General features: G+C 57.0%; 17 protein-coding genes. 5 read left to right on the forward strand and 12 right to left on the reverse strand.

Going from position 1 to position 23,447, the window contains the following annotated elements; all coding sequences use genetic code 11:
* Nucleotides 1-57 precede the first annotated feature (57 nt).
* The 4 genes from ACE03M_RS08895 to ACE03M_RS08910 form a co-directional block, all read right to left on the reverse strand.
* Nucleotides 58-1,506 carry a polysaccharide pyruvyl transferase family protein gene (locus tag ACE03M_RS08895; protein WP_485933630.1) on the reverse strand — a complete coding sequence of 483 codons (1,449 nt, stop codon included), beginning with the start codon at nt 1,504-1,506 and terminating at the stop codon, nt 58-60.
* A 63-nt stretch (nt 1,507-1,569) separates the two neighbouring features.
* Complete coding sequence (locus tag ACE03M_RS08900) at nt 1,570-2,646, reverse strand: NAD-dependent epimerase/dehydratase family protein (protein ID WP_485933632.1); 1,077 nt, start codon at nt 2,644-2,646, stop codon at nt 1,570-1,572.
* Nucleotides 2,636-3,358, reverse strand: coding sequence for an IspD/TarI family cytidylyltransferase (locus ACE03M_RS08905; protein ID WP_485933634.1), 723 nt, complete (start codon nt 3,356-3,358; stop codon nt 2,636-2,638). The genes ACE03M_RS08900 and ACE03M_RS08905 overlap by 11 nt, the downstream gene beginning before the upstream one ends.
* Nucleotides 3,340-5,109 carry a CDP-glycerol glycerophosphotransferase family protein gene (locus ACE03M_RS08910; RefSeq protein ID WP_485933635.1) on the reverse strand — a complete coding sequence of 590 codons (1,770 nt, stop codon included), beginning with the start codon at nt 5,107-5,109 and terminating at the stop codon, nt 3,340-3,342. Before ACE03M_RS08910 ends, ACE03M_RS08905 begins: the two co-directional genes overlap by 19 nt.
* A 374-nt stretch (nt 5,110-5,483) precedes the next feature.
* Between ACE03M_RS08910 and ACE03M_RS08915 the strand changes: the two genes are divergently transcribed.
* Nucleotides 5,484-6,767: a CDP-glycerol glycerophosphotransferase family protein gene (locus ACE03M_RS08915; RefSeq protein ID WP_485933637.1), complete on the forward strand. Its 1,284-nt coding sequence runs from the start codon at nt 5,484-5,486 to the stop codon at nt 6,765-6,767.
* A 15-nt stretch (nt 6,768-6,782) separates the two neighbouring features.
* Here the strand turns inward: ACE03M_RS08915 and ACE03M_RS08920 are convergent, their stop codons facing one another.
* The 7 genes from ACE03M_RS08920 to ACE03M_RS08950 form a co-directional block, all read right to left on the reverse strand.
* Entirely contained in the window at nt 6,783-8,678 is a 1,896-nt protein-coding gene (locus tag ACE03M_RS08920) for a glycosyltransferase (protein ID WP_485933638.1), read from the reverse strand.
* A 53-nt stretch (nt 8,679-8,731) separates the two neighbouring features.
* Nucleotides 8,732-11,392 carry a glycosyltransferase family protein gene (locus ACE03M_RS08925; RefSeq protein WP_485933639.1) on the reverse strand — a complete coding sequence of 887 codons (2,661 nt, stop codon included), beginning with the start codon at nt 11,390-11,392 and terminating at the stop codon, nt 8,732-8,734.
* 110 nt (nt 11,393-11,502) lie between these two features.
* A complete protein-coding gene (locus ACE03M_RS08930) occupies nt 11,503-13,623 on the reverse strand; it encodes an acyltransferase family protein (protein ID WP_485933640.1) in 2,121 nt (706 codons plus the stop codon).
* A gap of 171 nt (nt 13,624-13,794) precedes the next feature.
* Nucleotides 13,795-14,718 (reverse strand): glycosyltransferase family 2 protein, encoded by a 924-nt coding sequence (locus tag ACE03M_RS08935; RefSeq protein WP_485933641.1) that lies wholly within the window; start codon nt 14,716-14,718, stop codon nt 13,795-13,797.
* Nucleotides 14,715-15,545: a CDP-alcohol phosphatidyltransferase family protein gene (locus ACE03M_RS08940; protein ID WP_485933642.1), complete on the reverse strand. Its 831-nt coding sequence runs from the start codon at nt 15,543-15,545 to the stop codon at nt 14,715-14,717. The genes ACE03M_RS08935 and ACE03M_RS08940 overlap by 4 nt, the downstream gene beginning before the upstream one ends.
* A gap of 118 nt (nt 15,546-15,663) precedes the next feature.
* Entirely contained in the window at nt 15,664-16,053 is a 390-nt protein-coding gene (tagD, locus tag ACE03M_RS08945) for a glycerol-3-phosphate cytidylyltransferase (RefSeq protein ID WP_092106519.1), read from the reverse strand.
* Nucleotides 16,054-16,209: 156 nt separating this feature from the next.
* Nucleotides 16,210-17,472 carry a CDP-glycerol glycerophosphotransferase family protein gene (locus ACE03M_RS08950; protein ID WP_485933643.1) on the reverse strand — a complete coding sequence of 421 codons (1,263 nt, stop codon included), beginning with the start codon at nt 17,470-17,472 and terminating at the stop codon, nt 16,210-16,212.
* A 157-nt stretch (nt 17,473-17,629) separates the two neighbouring features.
* Here ACE03M_RS08950 and ACE03M_RS08955 point away from each other — a divergent pair, with 157 nt between their 5' ends.
* Nucleotides 17,630-18,748 carry a magnesium and cobalt transport protein CorA gene (locus ACE03M_RS08955; protein WP_485933644.1) on the forward strand — a complete coding sequence of 373 codons (1,119 nt, stop codon included), beginning with the start codon at nt 17,630-17,632 and terminating at the stop codon, nt 18,746-18,748.
* Here the strand turns inward: ACE03M_RS08955 and ACE03M_RS08960 are convergent.
* Entirely contained in the window at nt 18,701-20,611 is a 1,911-nt protein-coding gene (locus tag ACE03M_RS08960) for a glycosyltransferase (RefSeq protein ID WP_485933645.1), read from the reverse strand. The genes ACE03M_RS08955 and ACE03M_RS08960 overlap by 48 nt on opposite strands.
* Before the next feature lie 299 nt (nt 20,612-20,910).
* On the opposite strand from ACE03M_RS08960, the gene ACE03M_RS08965 reads away from it, so the two are divergent.
* From ACE03M_RS08965 to ACE03M_RS08975, 3 genes are all read left to right on the forward strand, one after another.
* Nucleotides 20,911-21,765 (forward strand): glycerophosphodiester phosphodiesterase, encoded by an 855-nt coding sequence (locus tag ACE03M_RS08965; protein WP_485933646.1) that lies wholly within the window; start codon nt 20,911-20,913, stop codon nt 21,763-21,765.
* A gap of 408 nt (nt 21,766-22,173) precedes the next feature.
* Nucleotides 22,174-23,160, forward strand: a complete 987-nt coding sequence (locus tag ACE03M_RS08970) for a malate dehydrogenase (RefSeq protein WP_485933647.1) — start codon at nt 22,174-22,176, stop codon at nt 23,158-23,160.
* A gap of 61 nt (nt 23,161-23,221) precedes the next feature.
* On the forward strand, nt 23,222-23,447 hold a 226-nt coding region (locus ACE03M_RS08975), incomplete at its 3' end, for a helix-turn-helix domain-containing protein (RefSeq protein ID WP_485933648.1).

The following is a 23,447-nucleotide window of genomic DNA, read 5'->3' on the forward strand; positions in this document are numbered from 1 at the left end:
GTTGCGATCGATAGTTGACTTTGCATAACTAAATTGATCGAGGCGTACGATTCAGGCTCATGCTGATTGGCGTTCTTCTGCAGCGATCGCAAGTTTCTGGTAATTCTCGTACGTCCTTCGCAGCTTCCGGTTAACCTTTTCGCGGTACCCTTTGGGCCCCGTAGCCAGCTGGCGCGGAAGGCCCTCCCAAAGTTCGGAAAACTCAAATGGCGTCGCGCCGGAGTCGGGTGCCGCCACGTCTTTGATTCCATCGAAGAGAGTGTCATAGACGGACTTCAGGAAGATTCTGTCCTTCTCGACTCCCTGACGCATCGCAGTTTCCAGCACGGGCACTACGTCGTCGGCGGTCCAGCGAGCGTCCTCCACGGCGCGATCCGAGTAACCCACCGAATCGTAGAAGTAGGGAACTTTGAAGTTCCAGGACAACCCGACAGACGGAACACCGAGCGCAAATGAAGTGATACTGGCGTGAAGACGATAAGCAATGACGCCGTCGCATGCGCGAAGCTCACGGATGAGTTCGTCTGGGGAGTTCACTGTCACAGCCGCTTTGGTGGTCGGAAGGCCGTTGTCTTTGATCAGCGAATCAAGAAAGACCTCATCCGAGAAGTGCCCAGTGGTGAACAGCTTGTAGTCATAGCCTTTTTCAGTGACTGCGGAGATGGTGTCAAGCCAGAACCTGCGCTGATCCGCTTCAGAGAAATCGATGCCGTTATCTTTGAAGATTCCAGCTCGAGTGACGACTAGCCCGACTCTCTTCGGCTTTGCCGATTCCGCGGACTGTGTTGTCGGCTTAACTTTCGGCTCGGCGGGCTGTTTGGCAGCTGCCGCTTTGTCGCCGGACACAATCTTCCGGACAATACGTTTGACTTTACGTTTCGCTCGGAGCGGTATCGACGGGACAGGTTTTGGAGCAGGAGGAGCTTCCGGCTTCTTGCGGAAGACAATGTCGGCAAGCACGGCCGGATCAGCTACGTGTGCCACTGGAACATCTGTGCCCTCAACGTATTTCCGCAAGGAATCGATGTCATCTCGCGTCGTGATCTGTTTGACGACTGGCAGCGCAAGCGCCTCTTTGAGCGCCAGACACTTCTTGTTCGTCGGGTCGAATTCTTCAATGCCGATACTCGAAAAGATCACCGGTACGCCATACTCGTTCGCTAGCTCGAGCGTGGTTATCGTCCGGCGGTAGAAGTTCTGGTAAGAATAGTTGAACAACGGAGCTCCGCCGAAAACCAGCAGATCACTCTTGGCAATGGCGTCCCGAGCTGGCTGGAGCAGCTCGGGGTCCTTCGTCTTCATGTACCGCTTCGAGATGATTCCAGCTGCTCTGCTTGAGATCACAAAATCGTCCGAGGTGAATCCGAGATTCTTCATGACCCCTTTGATGATGGAGATCACCGTGGCCTCAATAATCTGGTCGCCCACATTATCGGAGTCCCGATTCGTCAGCAACAGAATGCGAAACTTATCCATGTTGTTTCCGTTCTTCCACTTGTCGCGCATTGAACAGCAAAATCTAATCCGGCCAAATCCGAACTCGTCACCGACTGATAGATGGCCTGTCCGTCATGTATAGATCAATGGTCCCTCTTCATACGAACGTATCGTTCGAGACACTCCATCAGACAGTACCGTCTCTGCGGTCCACCCCAGAGAGACCAGCTTATCGGCTGCTAAGCCTAACGAAGCCACCGGAGAGAACGCTCGGTTATCCTCGGCGTTGGCGAATTCGAGTTCGAGCTCCAGTTGCGGCCTAGACGCGGCGTATGTCTCTGCCAACTCACGAATGCTCACGTTCCCATGTGGGTCCGCAACATTGTAGACCTGCCCTTCGCCTAGCAGATGGGCATAGAACAGCCCCTGTACTGCATCGGCAACATAGGTATAGGTACGGGTTGCTGAACCTGCACTCATCATGCGGACGTTGTGCTGGTGTATGACATCGGCAAGGAAGTCTGCCTGCACTCGGCCGTCGTCCAACGCCATACCTGGCCCATAGATATGCCCGAATCTAAGACTCAGAGCATGGATGCCGTATTCATCCGAATACGCGGCGAGAGCCGTTTCTGCGACCCGTTTGCCCTCGGAATAGCTCGCGCGTGGGGCGAAATGCTGCAACGTCCCCAGGGAATCCTCGTGAATGAGCTCGGCATCGGACACTGCTCCGTAGACTTCCGATGACGACAGAAGGACGAATGATCCCCCGCCGGATTCGACCAAGGCATCCAGCAAGTTAATAGTGCCCAACGCATTGGCTTTCAGCGTCGTGACAGGGGAACTCTTGTGAAGAGCCGGTCGAGCAGGCGAAGCACCGTGAAAGACGGTGCCGAACTTTCGGTCGAAGCTTCCCCTGGTGATGACATCGCCCTCGACCAAGTTGAAGTCATCGCGCGACACTGCTCCAGCCAGTCGCTTCTCTGCCTTGCTCACGTTCCGGACCATGCCGGTGACATGCAGTCCCAGCCCATATTCGTCATTCGCTGCCAGGAGAGTCCCGACGATGTACATCGGGATCATCCCTGATGCACCCGAGACCAGAATGTTCTGTCCCCGGTACTTCTCCCACGGCAGGGGATTCAGCACAACGTTGCGAGTGTCTTCCTGGAAGACAGGCGACTCGAACAGTGCGACATCATTCGCCACCGAACGCCTCCCGGTCTTCGATCAATGTCAAGAACGTTCGGCACACGTAGTAGTCGGACGCTGTTGTGATTTTAATGTTGGTCCGGGGACCTTCTACACGATGTACGTTATAGCCATAGCCGTGCATGAGAGTGCAAGTGTCGATTGAGTCATGCTCTCCGTCGCCGACAGCGCGATCATACGCGGCAAGCGCGTCGTTGAGGCGGAAGGTCTGAGGTGCCTGCGCAGTCCAGAGCGGGTCACGTGGGATGACATCTTTGATACCGGCGCCATCCTCAACCACCACAGTCTCGGTCATCTTCGTACAGGTGATCGCAGACCCGTATTCCAGCGCACTATCTATGTTGCGTGACACCAAGTCAGCGTCGATGAGTGGACGGACGCCGTCGTGAATAAGGACAAGACTGTCCGGATCGTTGTTTTCTGCCACGACCTTCAGCGCGTTATGCCGGGACTCCTGGCCGGTCGACCCGCCATCAACGATCCATTTGACCTTATCGAGTTCGTATCGCTGAGTCATCCGCTCGAGCTGCTCACGGAATTGCGGCAGGATAGCTACAGCAATAGAGTCAATGTCCGGGTGCTGCTGAAAGACGTCCAACGTGTGAACGATGACTGGACGACCGTGAATCTCCAGAAACTGCTTCGGCTTAGAACTGTGGGCCATCCTGGCTCCAACACCTCCAGCGAAGACTACCGCGATATTTGCCATTGGTTCTCCTCATCTTCTTCTACAACTGTCTCAGCAGAGCTATCATCCTCGGCGGGAGCGTCAAGACTCTCCTCTGCGTCATGCTCCGGATCCTCTTCCAGGTCACGCTCTCTTAAGTCGTCATAACTGATCGGACCAACAGGAGCGGATTCAATGGGGTCCGCAAGTATGAGCGCATCGATCACTCTGTCGGAGTTGTTTGTGTCGACATGATCGAAGTTTTCGCGTACGAACTCTTTCGTTTTCTCCACACTCAATTCGGGTTCGCGCATCAGGGTGACGAGCTCTTCAAACGTGGTGGCGATACTTCCCGGGGCCGCATCCTCGTAAGCTCTGTGCATTCCGCGTGTTGCCGAATAGGTCTCAAGATCGTAAGCGAAGAAGATCATCGGACGTTCCAACAACGAGTATTCGTAGATGACCGATGAATAGTCTGTGACTAGAACATCCGAGATCAGCAGCAGATCATTAGTATCAGGGAACGACGCAACATCAATAAGTCTATCGCTGAGTTCAGGTGGGATCGGTGCCGGATCCGGGATGAAGTGGTGCTGCCGGAACAGGACAACAGTCTCTTCTCCACATGCATCGTAGAGGGCAGGAAAATCGATCTCGTCGTAGTCATAGTGAGCGTCACCTGACCCACGACCTCGGAATGTCGGAGCAAGGAGGATCTTCCGCTTACCGCGGGCGTCCGGAAACTGAGCCTCGAACTCTGGCAACACTTCGTCAGCGCGGCCCTCCCGAAGGAACCCGTCGATTCGCGGGAGACCTGTCGCCAAAACGGCCTCTCGCTCGATGCCGAACGCTTCGCTGTACACGTCGCGCAGATGTTGTGACCCGCAGATTGCGTACGAATAGAGGCGGTGCGCATTTCGGAGATTCGGCGACCCATATTGCCCGAATCGGCTGTACCCAACTGATTTGAAGCCACTTCCCGCATGCCACAGCTGGATTATTTTCTGCTCGTTGCGATCCCCGAGATCTCTGAGGACAGCGAAGTAGTCGTCGATGAGAATCGTATTGGCTTTGCCCATCTGCCAAGCGAGATTGAGTGCGTTCTGGCGCGAGCTGGTCCGACCAGTTCGGAACGAATAACCGAAGTTGAAGTGCTTATCAAGACCACGTTCAAGCATCCTGTCATGGACTGCTTTGAGGTTACCCTGCATGTTCGGCCGTGCCTCCGAGGCGAACAGCACATTGTTCCCTTCGGCAGGTCGCGTCTTGGCCGCCACAGCGAACACACCACGCAGGGCCTTCCTTTTAGACTTAACCCATTTTGATCTCAACTTCGATTTCAGACGCGCACGAGTCGACGACGGCTTCCCTGCCGATCGGCCGAACGAATAGGTCCGCATCAGGAAGAACGGGGCCTCCTCGGAGTCGGAAACGCCGAAAGTCACCGTGTACGCGGAACGATTTTTGTTGTAGACAAACGCTCTGGATCGCTCGTCCAACTCATTGACCCGCGAGAAGGGGAAGCTCGCCGGGTGCAATTCGGTTCCAGTCAGAGCGACCAGAAAGTAGGTACCATTGGGTACCTGACCTCGGCGATTGAACAGCGTGACGTTGATCGTCAGTTCATACCGCTCCGTCCCGATTCGTTCAAAGGCAACGGGATACAGCTTCTGTCCAGGATTCGCGTTTGACGTGAGGTAGAACGCCTCGACCTCGTCACCGGAGAAGTCCACAACGTAAGTGAGATTGACTCGCTCCCATTTGATGTCGACGATATTCAGATCTGTGGACACACTTCCCCTTATATGCAAGTTGAGCTTTCGATACCCGTAGTTCACCATTTCTTAATCTAGAAAGCATAACAGGAGCAGTCGGCACCGCCCGATAACTGACCCACTGCTTCGCCGGACGAAATCGTGTCACAACGCGCAGGGGGAACCCGCCTTCAACCATGTGCCACGCCGAAAAGGCTGCGGCTCGGTTCTCCAGATCAATGGTGATGCCTTTCCGCCAACGGGTGGACACAGCGTTTCAGCTTCCAAAGAAGAGTCTGAGGAATTCCTGCATCGTTGCAGTCCGACTTTTGCCCTACGATGATGGGTGGCATCGTTGACGATAGCGGCGTGACGAGCCGAACGAGCATGCTCTGTATCTGGAAGGGTCCACTGTGAAAAACCTGGTTCGTAAGACAGCACTGAAGGCTGTGCGGTCGTCTGCATGGAAGAAGACCAGCAAATGGATCAGGGGCACAGAACGCTGGAAGCTGCTGGAAGACGAATACGACGGCAGCTATGTCAAGGGCGACGTCGTCGTCTACTTCGGTGATCGTAAGCCCAAGTTCTACCAGCTCAGTCAGTGGATACCGGTTCTCGAAGAGCTCCACCGGAGGCACAGAGTCGTCCTCGTGCTGCGCAAACCCTCCTCGTTGCTTCAGGCTCGTGAGATCACGCGCCTGCCCATGGTCCTCAAACGCAGATTCGATCCACTCCACACCTTCTACCATGCCAACGATTTCAAGCTTGCGCTCTATGTGAACAACGGAATGTCGAACTTCCAGTCACTCGGGTTCGCACCCATGGTCCACGTTCACGTCAATCATGGTGAGTCCGACAAACTCAGCATGGTCTCCAACCAAGCGAAGTCGTATGACAAGGTCTTCGTGGCTGGCGATGCCGCAATCAACCGGTACCGCAAATCACTCATCGATTTTGATGAGTCCGCTCTGACCAAGATTGGGAGGCCTCAGTTGGACATAGACAGGGTTCCCGAGTTGGAGGCCTCATCGTCGACGAGGACCATCATGTACGCACCGACCTGGGAGGGCGAGAACGACGCGAACAACTATACGTCCGTCGACCTGTTCGGCCCCAAGATCATCGAAGCCGCACTGGGCCTCGGCGATACTCGTGTCATCTACAAGCCGCACCCCCGTGTTGCAGCTTCCAATAAAACCGCCATGGCGGAGTCGAATGCACGCATCATAGAACTCATCGAGACCGCTAACGAATCCATCACCGACGAGTCTCTGCAGCATCAGATCCTGATGGAAGGCGACATCCTCGCGATGTTCGATGCCGTCGATCTGCTCGTTACGGACATCTCCAGCGTCGGTCTCGACTACCTCTATATGCGCCCGGAGAAGCCTCTGGTGCTGACGGATCGCCGTGACGATACAGCAAAGCTCAACGACGAGGCGCCGGTCAGTCGAGCTACGCCCATTATCGACGGAACGACCGTGAATCGGACAGATGCTCTGCTGCGAGAGCAGCTGACGAACGATGGGTCGGCCGAGGCCCGCCAGGAACTGCGCCGCCACTACTTCGGTGAAGGAAAGAAGGGCGCGTCGACCGTGCTCTTCGCTGATGCCGTCAGCACGCTGATTGCCAACAGAACGTCGGATATGTCCAGGTATCATTTCGAGAGCACCAACGCCGAGGCTAACGACGAGTAGCTGTGGCTTCTCGTCTCAGTCCAGAGGCCGGGGACGCACGGAGAAGTTGCCGAGATTCGTCGCGTACCACTCTCGGGCACCGACGCTCTTCGGAGCGTAGCCCTTCGGCGGTCGGATTCTTCGCTTAGCGTTCCATGGATCCTGTGGACGTCGCAGGCATACATCGAAGGTCTCGCCCTTCGACTCGGAGAATTTGTCAGCGTCGATGTCGAATACGATCTTCGTTCCACGCCCAAACGCCCTGCGTTCGACAACCGGATCGGTGCACAGGAAGTAGTTGTTCCGCTTCCGTCCAACCAGTACGAGCTGCAAGGGAGCCGCGGCCGATTCCTGGATATGGCCGAACTCGAGTTCGATACGTGAGCCTTGCACAGATGGTGTGACTCGCAGTGCGTTCGCGTTTATCGCTTGGACGGACTCCCGAGCGCCGATGTTCGGAAGTGACGCAGGCTTAAGCGCTTCAAGCACCGTTTTCCAACGCTGGTAGCCGACCCCTGGAAGATACTCTTCGACCGTCGTCATCGCGGCCCTCCGCATCGCGGCGATGCGTTCCGGGCCGAGTCCGAGGAACGCTTCAATCTGATCGGCCAGTGCCCCGATGTCACCTCGAGGAGTGACGAAGCCGTTGTGTCCCTGCTCCACCAGATCTCTGGGGCCGTAAGTGATGTCGTAGACGATGGGCACACATCCGGCACCCATTGATTCCATCATCGCCAGCGGCAGCCCCTCGCTGGTGCTGGTCAGAGTGGAGAAGGACGCGGATTGCAGTCGTTCAGGAACGTCGTTGACGTATCCAGGGAGTTCCACGCGGTCCTTGACGTTGAGGTCCGCAATGAGCTGTTCGAGCTTTTGACGTTCGCCGCCCTCTCCGAGGACTGTGAGGGTGATGTCGACTCCCCTGTCCTTCAGCAGCGCTACAGCTCGGATCACATGATCTACCCGTTTGAGCGGAATGAGGTTGGCGATCATCACAGCGCTGTTCACTTGGCGGTCCGTCGGTGCTTCGGCCAGAACAGCCCCGGACGGCAGCTCACCTGTCAGGAATTTGATGTTCGATCCGCAGATTCCCGTGGCTGTGACCGCCTCAGCCTGCTGTTGAGTCTGAATTCCGACAGCGTCGAAGCGGTCGAAGTTGCGCATGGTCTCCACTCGACGACGAAGAAACTCCCCATGCGGTCCGTTCCAGGGATGGCGAAGATGAGAGCCGTGCATGAACAGGACCAGCGCGAATGTACGATCCGAAATCTCGTGGACAAACTCACTGATCTTCTTGTCATCGACGATGAGGACAGCAGGCTCGTCAATGATAGTCGCCGTGATCCACGCATTGTAGAAGTCTCGTGGTCGATTCCATTCGGCGATCGGGTCGCCCGCTGCCGAGTGGAGGACGAAACGACGACCGATCTTGGGATCCTGCACATCAGTGAGCAACAGGCTGTTATCGCCCCGCAGGTAGTCACGACGGACGATACCGCTGGTACTCGAAGTGCGGAACACATCGTAGAACTCGGTGATGCTCTCAACTTCACCGTCCGCCTGAGGCACGGGGACTGTTGGAGTCTTCCCACCCAATGAGGCCAGCTCAGAATCAGACCGGTCACGTAAGTCCTGCCAGATGTTGACCAGCTCGACGTGCTCGTTTATCCGTCCTTCTGAGAGCAGCCGGGTCCGTGTCGCGTCTACATCCATTCGTGGACTGAAAGTCAGCAGCGTCTGCGACAGCGGATGACCATATTGCTGAAAACTGCGGATCCGACGCAGTGCAGCCGTCGTCATCCCTCCGATAGATTCCGGGATGCCCCAAACAGCGTTGTAGACATGCACTGCGTCGGTCCCAATGGGAACCTTGTGGTCGACCGTCTCCCGAGTGACCTCAGGAGCGCCATGGAACAGTCGATTGATCAGGCTCACTGTTTGCTTCCTTCCTCAGTTCCCACTTGTGTCATCCTTGACCATGGCTGGTTTCACGCTGGCAGAGTCATATGACCGTGATGACGAACCTGACGTCGCCAGTTCACGATCTTGGGGCTGTCTGCAGTCTCCCAGTGAGCGCGAACGTTCCAATCGGTGTCGAGTTCGATATATCGTCCGCCCACCGAGATCTGGAGTGAGTCAACATAGTTGATGCCAACGTTCCTCAACAGGCCGATGACTCTTTCTGCTATGCCCTCGCTGCGAAGACGGGCAAGATTGAGCACGGAAACCTGTGGATCGAACAGTACGAAATCTTCACTCAGCGTGCTGTGACTGGCGAAGACGAAGTCCAGCGCACCCTCGTAGTCATCCTTGAATGAGCTGGCTACCCGTCTCATGAGGGTGAGACCGCTGGTCCGAGTCTTCCTCACGTCTCTTTTCGCTGCGAGAAGAGACGTGCCCAAATCGATACTCGCAAGTTCTGCGATGTCCGCGGTCACCTCAGCCGCGGCTGGAATGACGACAAGCTTCTCATTGTCGGCAAACAGCGTCGGAAGGAGGGCCTGTACCAGCTCGTCTGTCTCGTTGATGCCAGGAACGGACACAGGGTCGAGCATACGGATCGTTCCCTTGGTCAGTGTAGACCGGATGCCATCGGCTCGATCCGCTGTGAGAGCACCCGATGCCACCCACAGCCGATAAGGACCGGAGGCATGATCGTCTATGGACTGTGCAGCCGTGCTCACCAGGTGCTCTTCGCCCTTGTTCACCGACAGATAGACATCGGCAGTCCCTGCTTCGGGCAGGGGGCGTTCGGCCGCGCCTGTCGCGGCGGCGATTTCAGCGCTCGTGACGTCGGGCAGATGAGCCGTGGCGAGGTATTCGTCCGCAACGGCCATATCGGCTTCGGTAATCTCAGTCCACTTGGCATAGACCTCGTTCTCCGAGGCTCCAGAGGCGATGAGTGGGATGATCGCTGAGAGCTTGTCCAGGATTCCGGTACGGATCGCATCGAACTCGGCGTCATTGATTCCGTACAGTCCGCCGAACCGAGAGTCCGACTTGTTCTTGGGTTCGAACTCTACCTCGGCACCCACCGACCGCGCAGGAAGGTTGGCGTGCAGCCGCGACGTCAGCACACGCTTGTACTTGTAGGCGTAGTCGCCGACCCAGCTCAGCGCCAACTCGAGGTTCTCCGGGAAAGTCTTGTCTCGGATCGCGGTGACAGTCTGCTTCTTCTTGGGCCCTTTGCCGCCCTTCATCCAGTCGATCCGCAGTGTGCCGGTACGACGGTCAGGCTCGCGAGCTGGGAACACCGTATCGATGGTCGTGGTCAGACAGCCTGAGAAGAAGGCCGGAACTCCGACGGCCCGCAGCACTGCCACCGACTGCCAGTCCCGGCAGCCCACAGGTCCATACTTCTTCAGATAGGCGATGGCATCCGGGGTGAGCATTTCGGGATACCGGATGAACACCGACAGCAGGATCGGGCGGAGATTGGGATGGAATGGAATATTGAATGATTTTCCGAAGATGTCGTGCATATACCATCCGAAGGAGATGTACCACGTGTCTTCTGGGATGTCTTGGTAAACGTTGCCGTCACGATAGACCTCGACCAGGTTGAGCTCAGCCTCGGGGCCCTCATATTTCCTTTCGGCTTTGACAGATTTCCGCAGCTTCGAGAAAAGCTCCGTCAGTCCGCTGTCTCCCGTGAAGCTCAGATTCTCATATCTCAGGAGGTGTCCGAGTGAAGCCACCGTCTGTATGTAATCACCGATGTTGCGTGAGCGGATGCCGGGCTGGTCGTAGCTGAGCACACCGAAGTTGCGCTTCCCAGGTGTCGTCGGAAGAGGTTGCAGGTGCACTCCGCCCGGAAGCCAATCTCGCATCCTCATGAGTTCGTAATGGATGGACGCCTCAAGGTTGTCGGCTCCCCATGCGAGGCGACTCTCGATAAGGGTGCGGACATGTTCGAAGGCATCGATGCAGAAGGCGGATTCGGCTGTGCGCAGCACAGCCTTGGAGGTCCATCGCTCAGTGTCGCCCGTCTGGTTTGAACGTTCGATGAGCGGAAGCGCTTCATCACCAAGTGTGTCAATGGCGGTTGGGTAGTACTCCACCGCCGCGGCGGTGATGAGTTCACGATCCTCAACGCGTTCGAATTCGGCCCAAGCAACGTCCGGATCCGACGATCGATGGTATGCCATTCCCAATAGGACTCGGCCGATCTGATCGTGTTCGGGCCGACGGCGCAGGTTCAATCCGATCGAAACAGCCTCCCCATGGAGACCGGCGTCGATGAGCGCTCTGCCCGCTTCGACCATTGATCCGCCCAGTGACGACCCGCTGATCAGAGCCTCGGCCAGAACTGAATCGGCCTTCAGGCGTGCGAGTTCACGGAGTTTGGCCTCGACTTCCCTCTTCGTCGGTGCGACCGCCCAACCGTCAGTTTCAGCGGAGGTGCGACCTTTGAGTCCGGTTGCCAGATTTCGATAAGAACGAGCCGTGTCAGCCGCGATCTTCTTCGAGCCGCCAACGGACTTCGAGGTTCCTTTGGCACCAGCTTCGCCACGCTCTCGAATGTATCTGGTTCCGGAAGCCCTTTCCACAGCAGGAAGAGCACGCCGAGCAATGCCGTGGACCACGGGTTTGACCAGCTCTCTTCCTTTGCTGATGAAACGGTCGGTCGCTTTTCGTTGATTGCTCACTCGCCTTGTCCTTTGCAGAGGTTTCGGTGGTCCGTCGGTTGTCACGATCAATCGGTTTTACACTATCCAATTCGCCTGATGAATCAGCAAGAGATCGTTCTGCTGATCACTCAGTCGAAAGTATCCAAGCCGGTCTTGCGCAGCCTGTCATTGAACTGAGGAGCAAGGGTTTCCGCATATGTGGCGGTGATGTGCGCTGTGTCGAAATAGGTGATGACTCCGCCGATGACCGGTTCGCATTGTCCGTCCGGACAGAACCAATCTTCGGGATAGATGATTGACATATGCTTCGAGTCAATCTTCTTGGCTGACGCGGCAAGAGGATCCATCCAGTGCCATGATTCCGGAGTTCCCGAGCATTCTTCAAGCTCATCCTCATGCTTGGCAACGCAGTCAGGCACTTGGATATCGTCTCCTCCTGGATAAGGAGTGTCTCTGACGACAACGACATCTAGCTTCGCGTCGACCCAGCTCTGCAATATGTCCTCATGTCCCTCCGGCGCCTTCTTCTCAGTCTCTTCCCATGACATTCCGTCCAATGGTGTCGACTGACGTTCTGAGGTGATCACTGCGTCGAATCCGCCACGTGTGGTGCGATCGACTACCCAATCAGAATAGTCTTGGCAGCCCTTGACCCCTTCTGGGGTACCCAGGTCCTGCGGAAGAGTCGAGATGCTGCAGTTCGAGGCTAGGAAAGTGGTGATTGTCCAGTCGTTCTTCTGAGCCAGTCTTTCAAGAGTCGGCAGCCAGTGGCCCGCGTGCGAATTGCCGACTAATGCGACGTGCTTCTCGCCATCACCATACGTGCATTCGGGGCGATCGGTGTATGGCTCGCTCGCCCAGCATCCGTCTGCATAAGCCTTTGACTTGTCGTTCTTCGCGGCAGCCGGTTCCATCTGCAGAGTATCCGTATCATCACATTTCGGGTTGTTCTTTGCGCTGGGAAGCAATGCCGCTGCGCCCAGACAGGACTCCGGGTCAGACATCGCAATTTCGAGACTGTCTTTATTCTGCTCGACAATCCGGTCCGAGACCCACATCTGGCTGAGGCCGAGCACACTGACTAGCGCCATGGCTACAACCGCAAACCCAAAGGTCCTTTTCGGGGTGCTCAGGACCGAAGTCTTTCGGAAGCGATTTTCGACCCAGGTCGTGGACGCCCACGCGACAACGATCGAAAATAGAATGATCACTGCCTTGTCCAAGCGGCCAAGGTTCTCCGTAGTTCCGAGCTTCTCTGACAAGTAGGGAACTAGGACGATGAGTGGCCAATGCCAGAGATACACAGAGTACGAAATGTCACCCAGGAACTGCACCGGTCGCAACGACAGAAGCGGGAGCACGGAGAAGCGTCCACGCGAATCAGCCAGAATGACCAGCGCTGTCGAGACCACAGGGACTAAGGCGATATAGCCGGGGAACGGCATGTCTCCACGGATCAGGAATGTACCTGCGACGATACCTGCCAGTCCGACCCAACCGATCAGTGAGCTGAAGGGGAGCCGCTTCGGCCGAACATAAATGACGAACACTGCCACAAGTCCACCAGTCGCCATCTCCCACATACGAGTCGGAGTGATGAAGTAGGCGATAGCCGGCTGCACGATCGTGTACCAAACTGAGAACGTCAGTGAAGCGAGGAAGACGGCAACGACGGTGAAGCCCACGATTTGCTGTGGGCGTCCCACCTTCTTACCGACCAGAAATGCGAGACCGATGAGCATGGGCCAGACGAAGTAGAACTGTTCTTCGACCGACAGCGACCAGAAGTGCTGTATCGGAGATTGAGCGTTGTCCGCTGCAAGGTAGTCAACGCTTGAACTCGCGAAGTCCCAGTTGACCACGTACAGCGCTGCGGAGAAGATCTGTCGTCCGGTATCGACCCAGATCGATTGTGGAGCCACTAGATAAGTAGCCACTCCAACGACGAAGAGCACGAGCAGAGAAGCCGGGAGCAGACGCCGGATCCGTCGAGCCCAAAAGTCAGTGACATCCCGCCAGTTCTTCGGCGGAGACTTGATCAGGTGGCTGGTGATGAGAAAACCGGAGATGACGAAGAATACGTCGACGCCGATGAATCCGCCTACGAAACGATTCGGCCACAGATGGTAGAGCAACACGATGCCGACGGCCAAGGCACGCAGCCCTTGAATATCGGAACGGAATCCTGACCTGCGCGGCTCAGCGTCCGTGCTCGGTGGTTTTTCAACGTGTGTGGATGTCAACTGCATTTATCGCTTCCAAAACATTTCTCAACCGGCTGGATCGGACCCGGCTGCGGTCACTGTCGTTCCTCATGCCTGCAGAGCATTGCGCGGCGCTGCGTATCGATTCTGATCGAGTGAAATGAGAAATTCTGCAGAACCCTGTGCAGATCGCAGACATACGCGCGCGTGCTCGGCTCAGATAACGGGAGGGCGTCCGTGTCGAGACATCCTCAACACGCCTCGTTTCGAGAGTTTCCGTCGGTCTTCGTCCTCTGCCCACGGATCGAGCCTCCAACCCGCGCGCCACCCTTCCATCCATGCCCGCAGCTGATGTGGCTTGTTCGCCCATTTCAAGCACTGCATCAGTGTCCACGAACCGACGTAGGCCCAGCTGAAGGGCCACGGCAGGTTGCGCCGGGCCAACCAGACGCGGTTTCTTGCATTCATGTAGAAGTATTCGTCATGCCGTCTGGGATCGATCACGGGGTGTGCCACTGCCAGGTCCCCCATGTACCAGACTGTGTAACCTGCGTCCCACACTCTCCAGGCAAGTTCGATGCCTTCGTGGGCATACCAGAATGGTCCCGGCCAGCCGCCGCATTCGTCGAATGCCTTCCGCTGCATGCAGACGGCGCCTTCCCAGACTGAGAAGACGTTGGAGGAGTGCTCGGCTTCGCCCTTCTTCAGACGCGGGATCCATCGTTTCGGAGCATCCGGCCCGCCAGGTTCTTCTACTCGAGGTTGGATCAAACCAATTCTGGGTTTCGTCCGCATCAGTTGAGCCATGCGCATCAGTGTGGTGTCGTCCGGTAACCATGCATCGTCATCGAGGAAGAATAGGAATTCGCCTTTGACGTGCGGAACTCCAGCATTTCGCCCGGCAGGGATCCCCAAGTTCTCCGGTAATCCGAGAGTCTTGACCTCGGCTGGTATGCCCTCGGGGTCCCAGCCATTGCCTACGCAGACGACGTCGAGTTCGACACCCTTCTGCGCCAGCAAAGATTCGAATCCGCGGTTAAGGTCGTCCAATCGCTTTCCCTGTGACAGAACGACAACACCGAACGAGTATTTGCGGCTCTCTTCGAAACGCTGTGACAAAATGCGCGAGGTATCGGTCATGACAACCTCCTCGAGGCCATGATCGACATGAAATGTCCGATGACAGATAGGAGACACAGGGGCGCCAAAATAACGACAAGCCAACGCTCACCGAACAGAGGAGCAGTACCAGCTGACGCCGCAATAATGGTGACGATGCTCGCAACCAAAGCGAGGAGCGACATCTCCACAGAATGATAGATGCGATGAAACGGTACGAATCGAGCTGCTCTTTTGAGCTTCGCAACAAACCCCGGGTTCAGCGCAGTCGCCGCTTGTGAGTCCGCGAGTTTGTCCAGACCATTGTACGCTCTCGAGACATGAACCATGTCATTGAGTGCTTTGTTCAGCAGAACGAATCCAGCCAGGACGGTTCCGGCCAGCAGGTAAGGGTAGGTTCCGGCGGGATCGTCCCCGAGATTCTTCCACTCCCCCACCGCTCGAATGCCCAGCGCTACAGCGACTAGGCCCTCCGTAGTGTAGTGCCCGACTTTGTCGAGGAAGACGCCCCTTGCTCCGCTGGTCCCACGCCATCTGGCCACTTCACCATCGCAGCAGTCGATGTACATCTGAACCTGCGAGAAGAACACCGCCAGGACTGCTCCCCAGATCCCAGGAATCAGCAAGCTGGCGGCAATGCACCAGCCGGCGAGGATCATCAGACCTGTGACTCCGTTTGCACTGATCCTCGTACGCACGAGAATCATCGTGAAATAGATCGAAAAGTGTCTGAGATAGAGCTGCGCGCTCCAGTGCTCAGCATTCTTACGACTGCGGACCTCGATGGGCTGAGCTTTGGCTCGAAGCTCAGACAAGGTCGGGTGCCTCTGCGGTTCCCGTGTAGACACACCCGCTCCTCTCTGTTTCAAGGCAAGTGTTTAGTGTTGTGAGGCATTCTACTTTCACCACATCGGATGCCCGTGAGAATGCGCAAGAGTGCGACGAATAAGAATGGCGACCACACAGTCAGGACTTGCCGAGCTCCGTCTTGATCCGAGTAGTTGAAATTTCAGGGGTGCGGGGCAGGTACACGACCTCGCATTTGTCTTTGAGGAAGTCGAACTTGCCTTCCCAGTCATCGCCCATCACAAAGGTGTCGATATGGTATTTTTCGACGTCCGTGACCTTCTGCTCCCAATTGTCTTCCGGGATGACAAGATCAACGTACCGAATCGCCTCGAGCATGTGCTTGCGCTCCGCGTATGAGAAGTAGGACTTCTTATCCTTGCCAGCGTTGAATTCGTCGCTGGAGAGTGCCACGACCAAGTAATCACCCTGTTCCTTGCACCGTTGCAGCAAACGGATGTGACCGTAGTGGAGCAGGTCGAAGGTGCCATAGGTAATAACTCGGCGCATCAGTCCTCATTTCAATAGTCCAGGAGAGCACAGTCCCGCGTGACTGGACACAGGTACCCAAAGAATTTCATCGTAACTTTACCATTTTGTTACCTGGGGGCTGAATTCACTCCGACGGCCAGCCGCTGATCGTGGTTCCGTCGTACAGTGCGTCTTTCATGAGCTGCCAGTCAGGCTGCGGTTTCGTTCGGCTATGACTTGCTCGGTGGCTGAATAGAATCGGTCGATTTGTGCCCCCTGCTCGGTTGCGCCCAGATAGTACTCACACAGTTGCTCAGCCGTCTCGACAGAATCCGTCTGGTTGGACAAGAGCTCGATGAGGCTATCTTCTGAACCTTTGCCGATAGTGGGAGTGCGCTCGAACAGGCCGCCAGGCAACACCATGGAGTCAGATTGGCAGGGCTTGATCATCACCAGGGGTTTGCGAGTTGATAGCCAGTCAAAGGCCACAGATGACATTTCAACCAGTGCGCGATCGGCTGCATCGAACTGCCACGACACATCTGACGTGACATCCATAAGCCCCCGCGGATCCGAATCAATGATGGCACAGACTTCGTCCAAGGCTCTTTTGAAGTTGCGGTCCCGCACTCCCGTACGCGGGTGTGGGCGGAAGATCACTCGAAATCCTGCAGCCAGCATATTGGAGACGAGCATGGCCCCGTTGTCAGCAAGTGTGCCATAGGCCATCGATGGTGAATCGCCTTCCCACGTCGGCGCATAGAACACGGTCATTCCTGCAGGAGCTTCGGCGTCGAACTCACGCCATGCCTGGGCGATCTCACGCGGGCGGTCAAGTTGGGGACGACCGACATCGAGTAAACGCTCCGAGTCCATCCCCACTAGGGTGTGCTCAATTCTCTCCCTAGCCGCTTCCCCCGCGGTGAAAACATAATCGTAGGCTTTGAGCTGGTTGGAGATCATCGAGATCTTCTCGCTCTCACCGTGGCTGAGATGCACGTGGGCCGGGTTCGGATAACGCAAGGCCTGAAAATTCGGAGTTGACTGATTGACATAGAAGACGGTCCTCAACGACGAGGACGTCATGAACTCGTCAAGGCCCTTCGTGAGACGCGAGAACCGAACCGGGAGATGGGTGACATTCCGCAAGTGCTTCGCCACCATTGGGCTGCGAACGATGATTCCAAATGGCTGATCACCGTGGCCTGATCGCTTCAACTCGGCTTCCAGCTGCTCGAACGGCCAGAGCCACTGTTCAAGCTGATACACGGAGTCCATCCCGACGCCGAAGTACGCAGCGGCAATGAATTCGTCCGTGTCCTGAGGATAGAAGTCAGCGGAAAGCCTCGACTCGTGAATACGGTCGCGGAACTTTCGTGCTCCAAGCTTGGCCGCCGACTGGGCGAAATTGGCGCCTTTGACCGCTTGATGCGACAGGTCTTCCGGAAGTTTGGTCATAGGACTATTGTGCACGTGCAGATTCGAAGACCCTGAACCGACTCTGCTTTTTTACGCAACATGACTTGACATTATCATCAGTCGAGCTGAGCGAAGAGCCGTGCTCACATCCTCGTCCTCGGCTACGTTTGAGTCTTAGCCGACCGAAAGATTCACCATGGCAAGAGTACGCAGACACAAGTCCGAACCGATCTCCAAGCGCAGGCGCAGCACTGTTGCCTTAGGCGAATCTGAGGAGCCGGTACTGCTCAGTCGCCGGATCGTCGACAGCGAGCCCAGCGACCTGTCGGCCTCGTCGACCTTCGCCGAAGCCCTTGCCCAGCAGCCGACAGATCACTCCCCCACTCCTGCATCATTTACGCAGGTCGTCGTCCCCAAGTCCACGCCGGAGCTTCTCGCCGAAATCGCCTCGGTGTGGGAGCTGCACCCGGTCCTCGTCGAAGACCTATTCCATGCAAACCAACGCCCCAAGGTCGAACGCTACGACGATGCTCTCTTCGTCGTCCTCAAATCCGCGGTCTACATCGACTCAGCCGAGGAGGTCGAGTTCAAGGAATTCCACCTGCTCATGAAGGACGATGTTCTCGTCATCATCTGCCAGGACGATCGATTCATCGACGGATCACGCATCCCACAACGGATTGAAGACGTGGATGACTATTTCGGGGATGAGAAACACCAGTCGGCCTCGGACAGGGAGCTTCTCTCCTTGGGCCCCGAGGCGCTTGTCTACCGATTGCTCGACTCCGCAGTCGACACCTATTTCCCTGTCTTGGATGGCCTGCAGGACGACAAAGACGGAATCGAACGACAGGTCTTCAGCGGAGACACCGCGGCAGCGGAACGGATCTATCTGCTCAGCCAAGAGGTCATCGATGTCCTCCACACAGCGACGCACCTCAACCGCCTCACCCAGAGACTGGGCAACGGTGCCGCCAAATATTCGATACCAACCGAGCTGCAGGCCTACCTCGACGACGTCACCGACCATCTGACTCGGGTCCTCGCCGAGGCAGCCGAACTGCGCGAAGCACTGTCACAGATCCTCAACGTCAACTCCACCCTGGTTGCCCAGCGCCAGAACGAAGACATGAAGAAGATCTCAGGATGGGCCGCGATTCTCTTTGCTCCCACCCTGATCGGAGCGATCTACGGCATGAACTTCGACGACATGCCGGAACTACACTGGACGTTCGGCTATCCCATGGCACTCGGACTGATGGTAGGACTAGGCGTAGTCCTTTACATCGTATTCAGAGTGAAGAGGTGGATGTGAGGACGAGACCGAGTTGTGCTGGGGTTGGAGAACCTGACCGCTGAGGTTGTCGTGCTTAGTTGTGTACAGGCGGACCGAATCTCCCAAATTGCTTATGTTCGAGTTATCGCTCTTTATGCGAGCCTGATTGAAGCTGCGACCAGAGACGAGATCTACTGAAATATCGAGGTTACCTTTGGGAATAAGCAAGAGACGACTTGTTGGGATCGTTGCACGAACGACGCCGTGATCAAATTTCGCCTCCACGCGGCCATAGAAGTGACCAATGCGGGACTTCCAGGAAATGTAGACGCCATCCGGCTTGTACTCCGCTGGACTCTCGAGGTCGATGATGACATCGATATTCTCATCAGTCGATGTCGCTTCGGTGAGAACCGCTCGCAGCGGATCAAGATGGACGATGGGCTCGAATGACTGCTCGCCCAACACCTCACCCCAGCGCCGAATGATGGGAGCCTCATAGAAGTCGGCGGCTCGGGCCATTGCGGCACGCCGCATCTTCTCAACCTCGTCTTCGGGCATGGAGAGGAATCGAAGTATTGCTTGAGCCAGTGCGTCAACGTCTCCGGGTGGAACGAGGAACCCATTGACACCGTCTTCAATAATGTCGGATGGTCCGTAATCGATGTCGTAGCAGATGGGGACACATCCAGCTGACATACTTTCGAGGACGGCGAGCCCCTGGCCTTCGAAGCGACTCGTGAGGAGGCTGAAAGCGCTCGAAAGGAAGTTGACTTTTGCCCCGGAAATGTGACCGTGCAGTCGGACCGAATCTATGATGCCAATGCCGTCCATGAGGTCTGCGAGTTCCTGCCGATCCTCACCTTCGCCGTAGACGTCGAGAGTAACCCCTGGCGCCTGGGCGGAGACTTTGTCGATCGCCCTGATCGCGTCTTCAACTCGTTTCTGCGGCACTAATCGCGCGACCATGGCGCCCAGTTCACGTACACGTGGCGTGCTCGCATCACCTTTCATCTTCTCGGTGAGGTTCGATACCGTTCTGAATCTGCCAGACAGTGCCGCCTCCTCCATATCGAGACGTTGCTGATCGGTAAGTGTGGTGACGACATCGAACGAGTCAAGGCGACTCATGTAGTTGAATTTTCGCTCAGTCAGTTCGCCGAACTTGCTTCCATTGGGATTATCGAGGAAGTGGTTGTGTACGACTTGGCAAAGGATGACGTTGTCGCGTCTGTAATCGACGACGAGACCGCCGGCGAACGATGAGTCAGAAATCAGGTACGACGGTTTGCTGCCGATGACCACATCAAGCCACGCCTGGTAGAACGCGCGGGCAGTCGACCATTGAGCGATGACGTTCTGCTCACGATCAAAGAGGCTGATTCTCCTGCCTCCCCGTATCCCACGTCTGTTCATGTCCAGGCGGTCGCTGACCAGGAGTGCCCCACTATCGCGATAGCGATCGACCTGGAGGTCGTTCTCTTCTGATCCTCTACGGACTTCAGTCCAATCCGACCCGGAGCGCTTCAGGACATCGTTGATGGCCGTATGGTCCGGTTCGGACGTGCCGACCATCTTTCGCAGTCTCCGGTCAGGCCAGGAAGTGAGGTCTTTCCAGATATTGCGCAGGTGCACTCGACGATCGATTCGCCCCTCAGCCCGAAGTTCTCGCTCTCGATCCTGGTCCTTCAGTTCGGCACTGAGAGTCAAGATCTCGACCTGTCGGTTGTCCTGGCGCGCAAAGGCCGAGCTCCGCTCCAGGGCCACAGTCGTCATGCCCCCGAAGCCATACGAAATGCCCCACGTGAGTGTGTAGTAGTGCCCTTCGGGAAGAACACCTCTGTGAGGGAAACGGTGGGGATACTTCTGTTGAATCGGGAGAGATTTGGGGATGAATTTCATTTATCTAACTATAGATGCCTCAGTTCCTGAGTTCCGCCAGACGCCGATTCCTGTTCGGGGTGCAATAGGCCGGAGACCAGCCTGAATGCGCGGGATTCACACCGTTATCACGACAAACACTTGAATGTGACAATCGCAACTAAACAACAAATGTGACCTTTTCGTAATATTACACACAACATCGACGACAACGAAGCGGGCCGTCGACAGACGGCGTTCCCTGCCCTTTCGTCTCTTTTAGTCCTGCCGTTCATTCCCCTGTCGCCGGAAAGTCGTTTAGCGTCCCTAGCGTCGCAGGAGTGACTACTTCAGAGCAGAAATCATTTAATCCCCGTCCGTCATCGATCCTCGCCGCCGCAGTTCTCACCCTGGCTGCAACCGTCAGCACCGGAGTCGTCTCGGCTTCCGCCCACGGTCTCGACTCGCCGTCTGAGTCAGCACCGTCAGCACCGGACAAGGTCTCCGAAATCGAATTTCCCGTCACGGTCTCTCACCGCGGCGGCGCCGACGTCTATCCGGAGGAGTCCATGGAAGGATTCACCGCCTCGGCGAAGGATGGATTCCTGCCCGAGATGGACATTCAGTTCCTCGAAGACGGCACTCCCGTCCTCATCCACGACGACACAGCCGATCGCACCCTCAACGGTGTCAGTGGACCGATCCGCGATATCAGCCTCGAGGAATGGGACGCCGCGACCATCAAGCACCCACAAGGCGGAGAGCCGGCGCAGACGGTCACCCTCGATGAGGCACTCGACGAACTCGGCGGGGAGGTCGTCATGGTTCCCGAGATCAAGCCAGGAGCCACCTCGGCGGAGGTCGATCAGGTTCTCGACGTCTTCGACGAACGCGGACTCAAGGACTCACTCGTCGTCCAGTCCTTCGATTTCGAAGCGGCGAAGACGATCGCGCAGCGCGGATACACCTCGCTCTACCTCACAGGCGCAACGCTGCCGACGGAATCGTTCGACGAGATCTCCGATGCCGGCATCGAATGGGTCGGACCCAGCAAGAATCTGCCGACCCGAGACCTGCGCAAACTCGACAAGGCAGGCTTCCACGTTGCGCCCTATACCCTCGCGACGTCGAAGGACGGGCACCGCCTGCCCGGCTGGATCGACGGCTATTTCACCGACGACGCCTGGACGAACTAGCGGGCGATGCCCCGAACCAGAGGGCAACGTATCGGCCTCGGAAAGTCAGCAGAGTTCTGACGACTGTCCGAGGCCGAACTCGTGAGGCCCGGCCCACCGGATGACCGCAACCTGAGTGCGCGGAGACACAATGTGACGCGCTCCTGATGTCCCGCGGTGGCGAACCGATAGAATCGGCTGGTCACATACTTCTCTCCTGAGGAGTTGCAGTGACGTCCAACGCAGCGATGCCGCACAAGCGACCTTGACGGGCCTCAACAAGGAAGTCGACTCCTCGTCATGCCGCTCGGCCTCCTCTTCACTGAAGTGACCTGACGGCGTATTCACCGATGAAGAACGCCGTTGCACACGAGAGGGAAGCCTGCATCGCCTGCGGCAAACTCCCGTTACAGCTAAGGAGCACAATCGATGAATACCCCCATCAAAGTCGCCGTCACCGGTGCGGCCGGTCAGATCGGCTACAGTCTTCTCTTCCGCATTGCCAGCGGCGCTCTCTTCGGCCCGCAAACTCCAGTTCAGCTGCGCTTGCTGGAAATAACACCAGCACTGACCGCCCTCGAAGGCGTGGTCATGGAACTCGAGGACTGTGCCTTTCCCACTCTCGACTCGGTTGAGATCGGCGATTCAGCTGAGCACATCTTCGACGGCGTCAACCTCGCCCTGCTAGTCGGCGCTCGTCCCAGGTCTCAGGGCATGGAGCGCAGTGACCTCCTTGAGGCCAATGGTGCGATCTTCACTGCCCAGGGCAAGGCCCTCAACTCAGTCGCCGCCGACGATGTCCGCATCGGCGTCACCGGGAATCCGGCCAATACCAATGCGCTGATCGCCATGCACAATGCGCCCGACATTCCTGCCGACCGTTTCAGCGCGCTGACCCGCTTGGACCACAACCGCGCCCTGGCACAGCTGGCCAAAAAGGCCGCAGTATCGGTCGCCGACATATCCAGAATGACGATCTGGGGCAACCACTCAGCCACCCAGTATCCCGACATCTACCACGCAGAGATCGGCGGGGTGAACGCCGCCGAGGTCATCGGCGACCAAACCTGGATCGAGAACGATCTCATCCCCACAGTCGCCGAGCGCGGTGCCGCCATCATCGAGGCGCGTGGATCCTCTTCCGCGGCCTCGGCTGCCGCAGCGACGATCGACGCCGCCCACGACTGGCTGCACGGCACGCCCGAAGGCGACTGGGCCTCAATGGCTGTGGTCTCCGATGGCTCCTATGGGGTGCCTGAGGGACTGATCTCCTCCTATCCCGTGACAACTTCGGACGGGAACTGGGAGATCGTGCAGGGGCTGGAGATCAACGACTTCAGCCGCAGAATGATCGACGCCACCACGGCAGAGCTCGCCGAGGAGCGTGAGACCGTGACCGGTCTCGGTCTGATCTGAGATCGCGTCGGCTGGGTGCTGATATTCTCAGCCACAGATGACCCCGTGACCGAAGGTACCCATGAGCACCGAGAATGTCTCGCCGAACGCGGCTGATCCCAGTGTGGAGTACATGGGTGCGCTCATCCACCAGTTGCGGGAATCGGCCGGGATGACCCTGACCGACCTCAGCCGCGTCGCCGGGGTGAGCCAGGGATTGCTGAGCCAGATCGAACGCGGTCGTGGCAATCCTGCATATCTCACGCTCCTCAAGATCGCGAAGGCCTTCGATGTGCCCGTCGGGCCGG

It is taken from the genome of Brevibacterium sp. AGC70, assembly GCF_057334195.1.

Coding starts and splice junctions, on each gene's coding strand:
- ACE03M_RS08905 (WP_485933634.1), bottom strand. CDS start 3,358: ATGGCAAATATCGCGGTAGTCTTCGCTGGAGGTGTTGGAGCCAGGATG.
- ACE03M_RS08930 (WP_485933640.1), bottom strand. CDS start 13,623: ATGCAGTTGACATCCACACACGTTGAAAAACCACCGAGCACGGACGCT.
- ACE03M_RS08970 (WP_485933647.1), top strand. CDS start 22,174: ATGAATACCCCCATCAAAGTCGCCGTCACCGGTGCGGCCGGTCAGATC.
- tagD (WP_092106519.1), bottom strand. CDS start 16,053: ATGCGCCGAGTTATTACCTATGGCACCTTCGACCTGCTCCACTACGGT.
- ACE03M_RS08950 (WP_485933643.1), bottom strand. CDS start 17,472: ATGACCAAACTTCCGGAAGACCTGTCGCATCAAGCGGTCAAAGGCGCC.
- ACE03M_RS08935 (WP_485933641.1), bottom strand. CDS start 14,718: ATGACCGATACCTCGCGCATTTTGTCACAGCGTTTCGAAGAGAGCCGC.
- ACE03M_RS08955 (WP_485933644.1), top strand. CDS start 17,630: ATGGCAAGAGTACGCAGACACAAGTCCGAACCGATCTCCAAGCGCAGG.
- ACE03M_RS08895 (WP_485933630.1), bottom strand. CDS start 1,506: ATGCGCGACAAGTGGAAGAACGGAAACAACATGGATAAGTTTCGCATT.
- ACE03M_RS08960 (WP_485933645.1), bottom strand. CDS start 20,611: ATGAAATTCATCCCCAAATCTCTCCCGATTCAACAGAAGTATCCCCAC.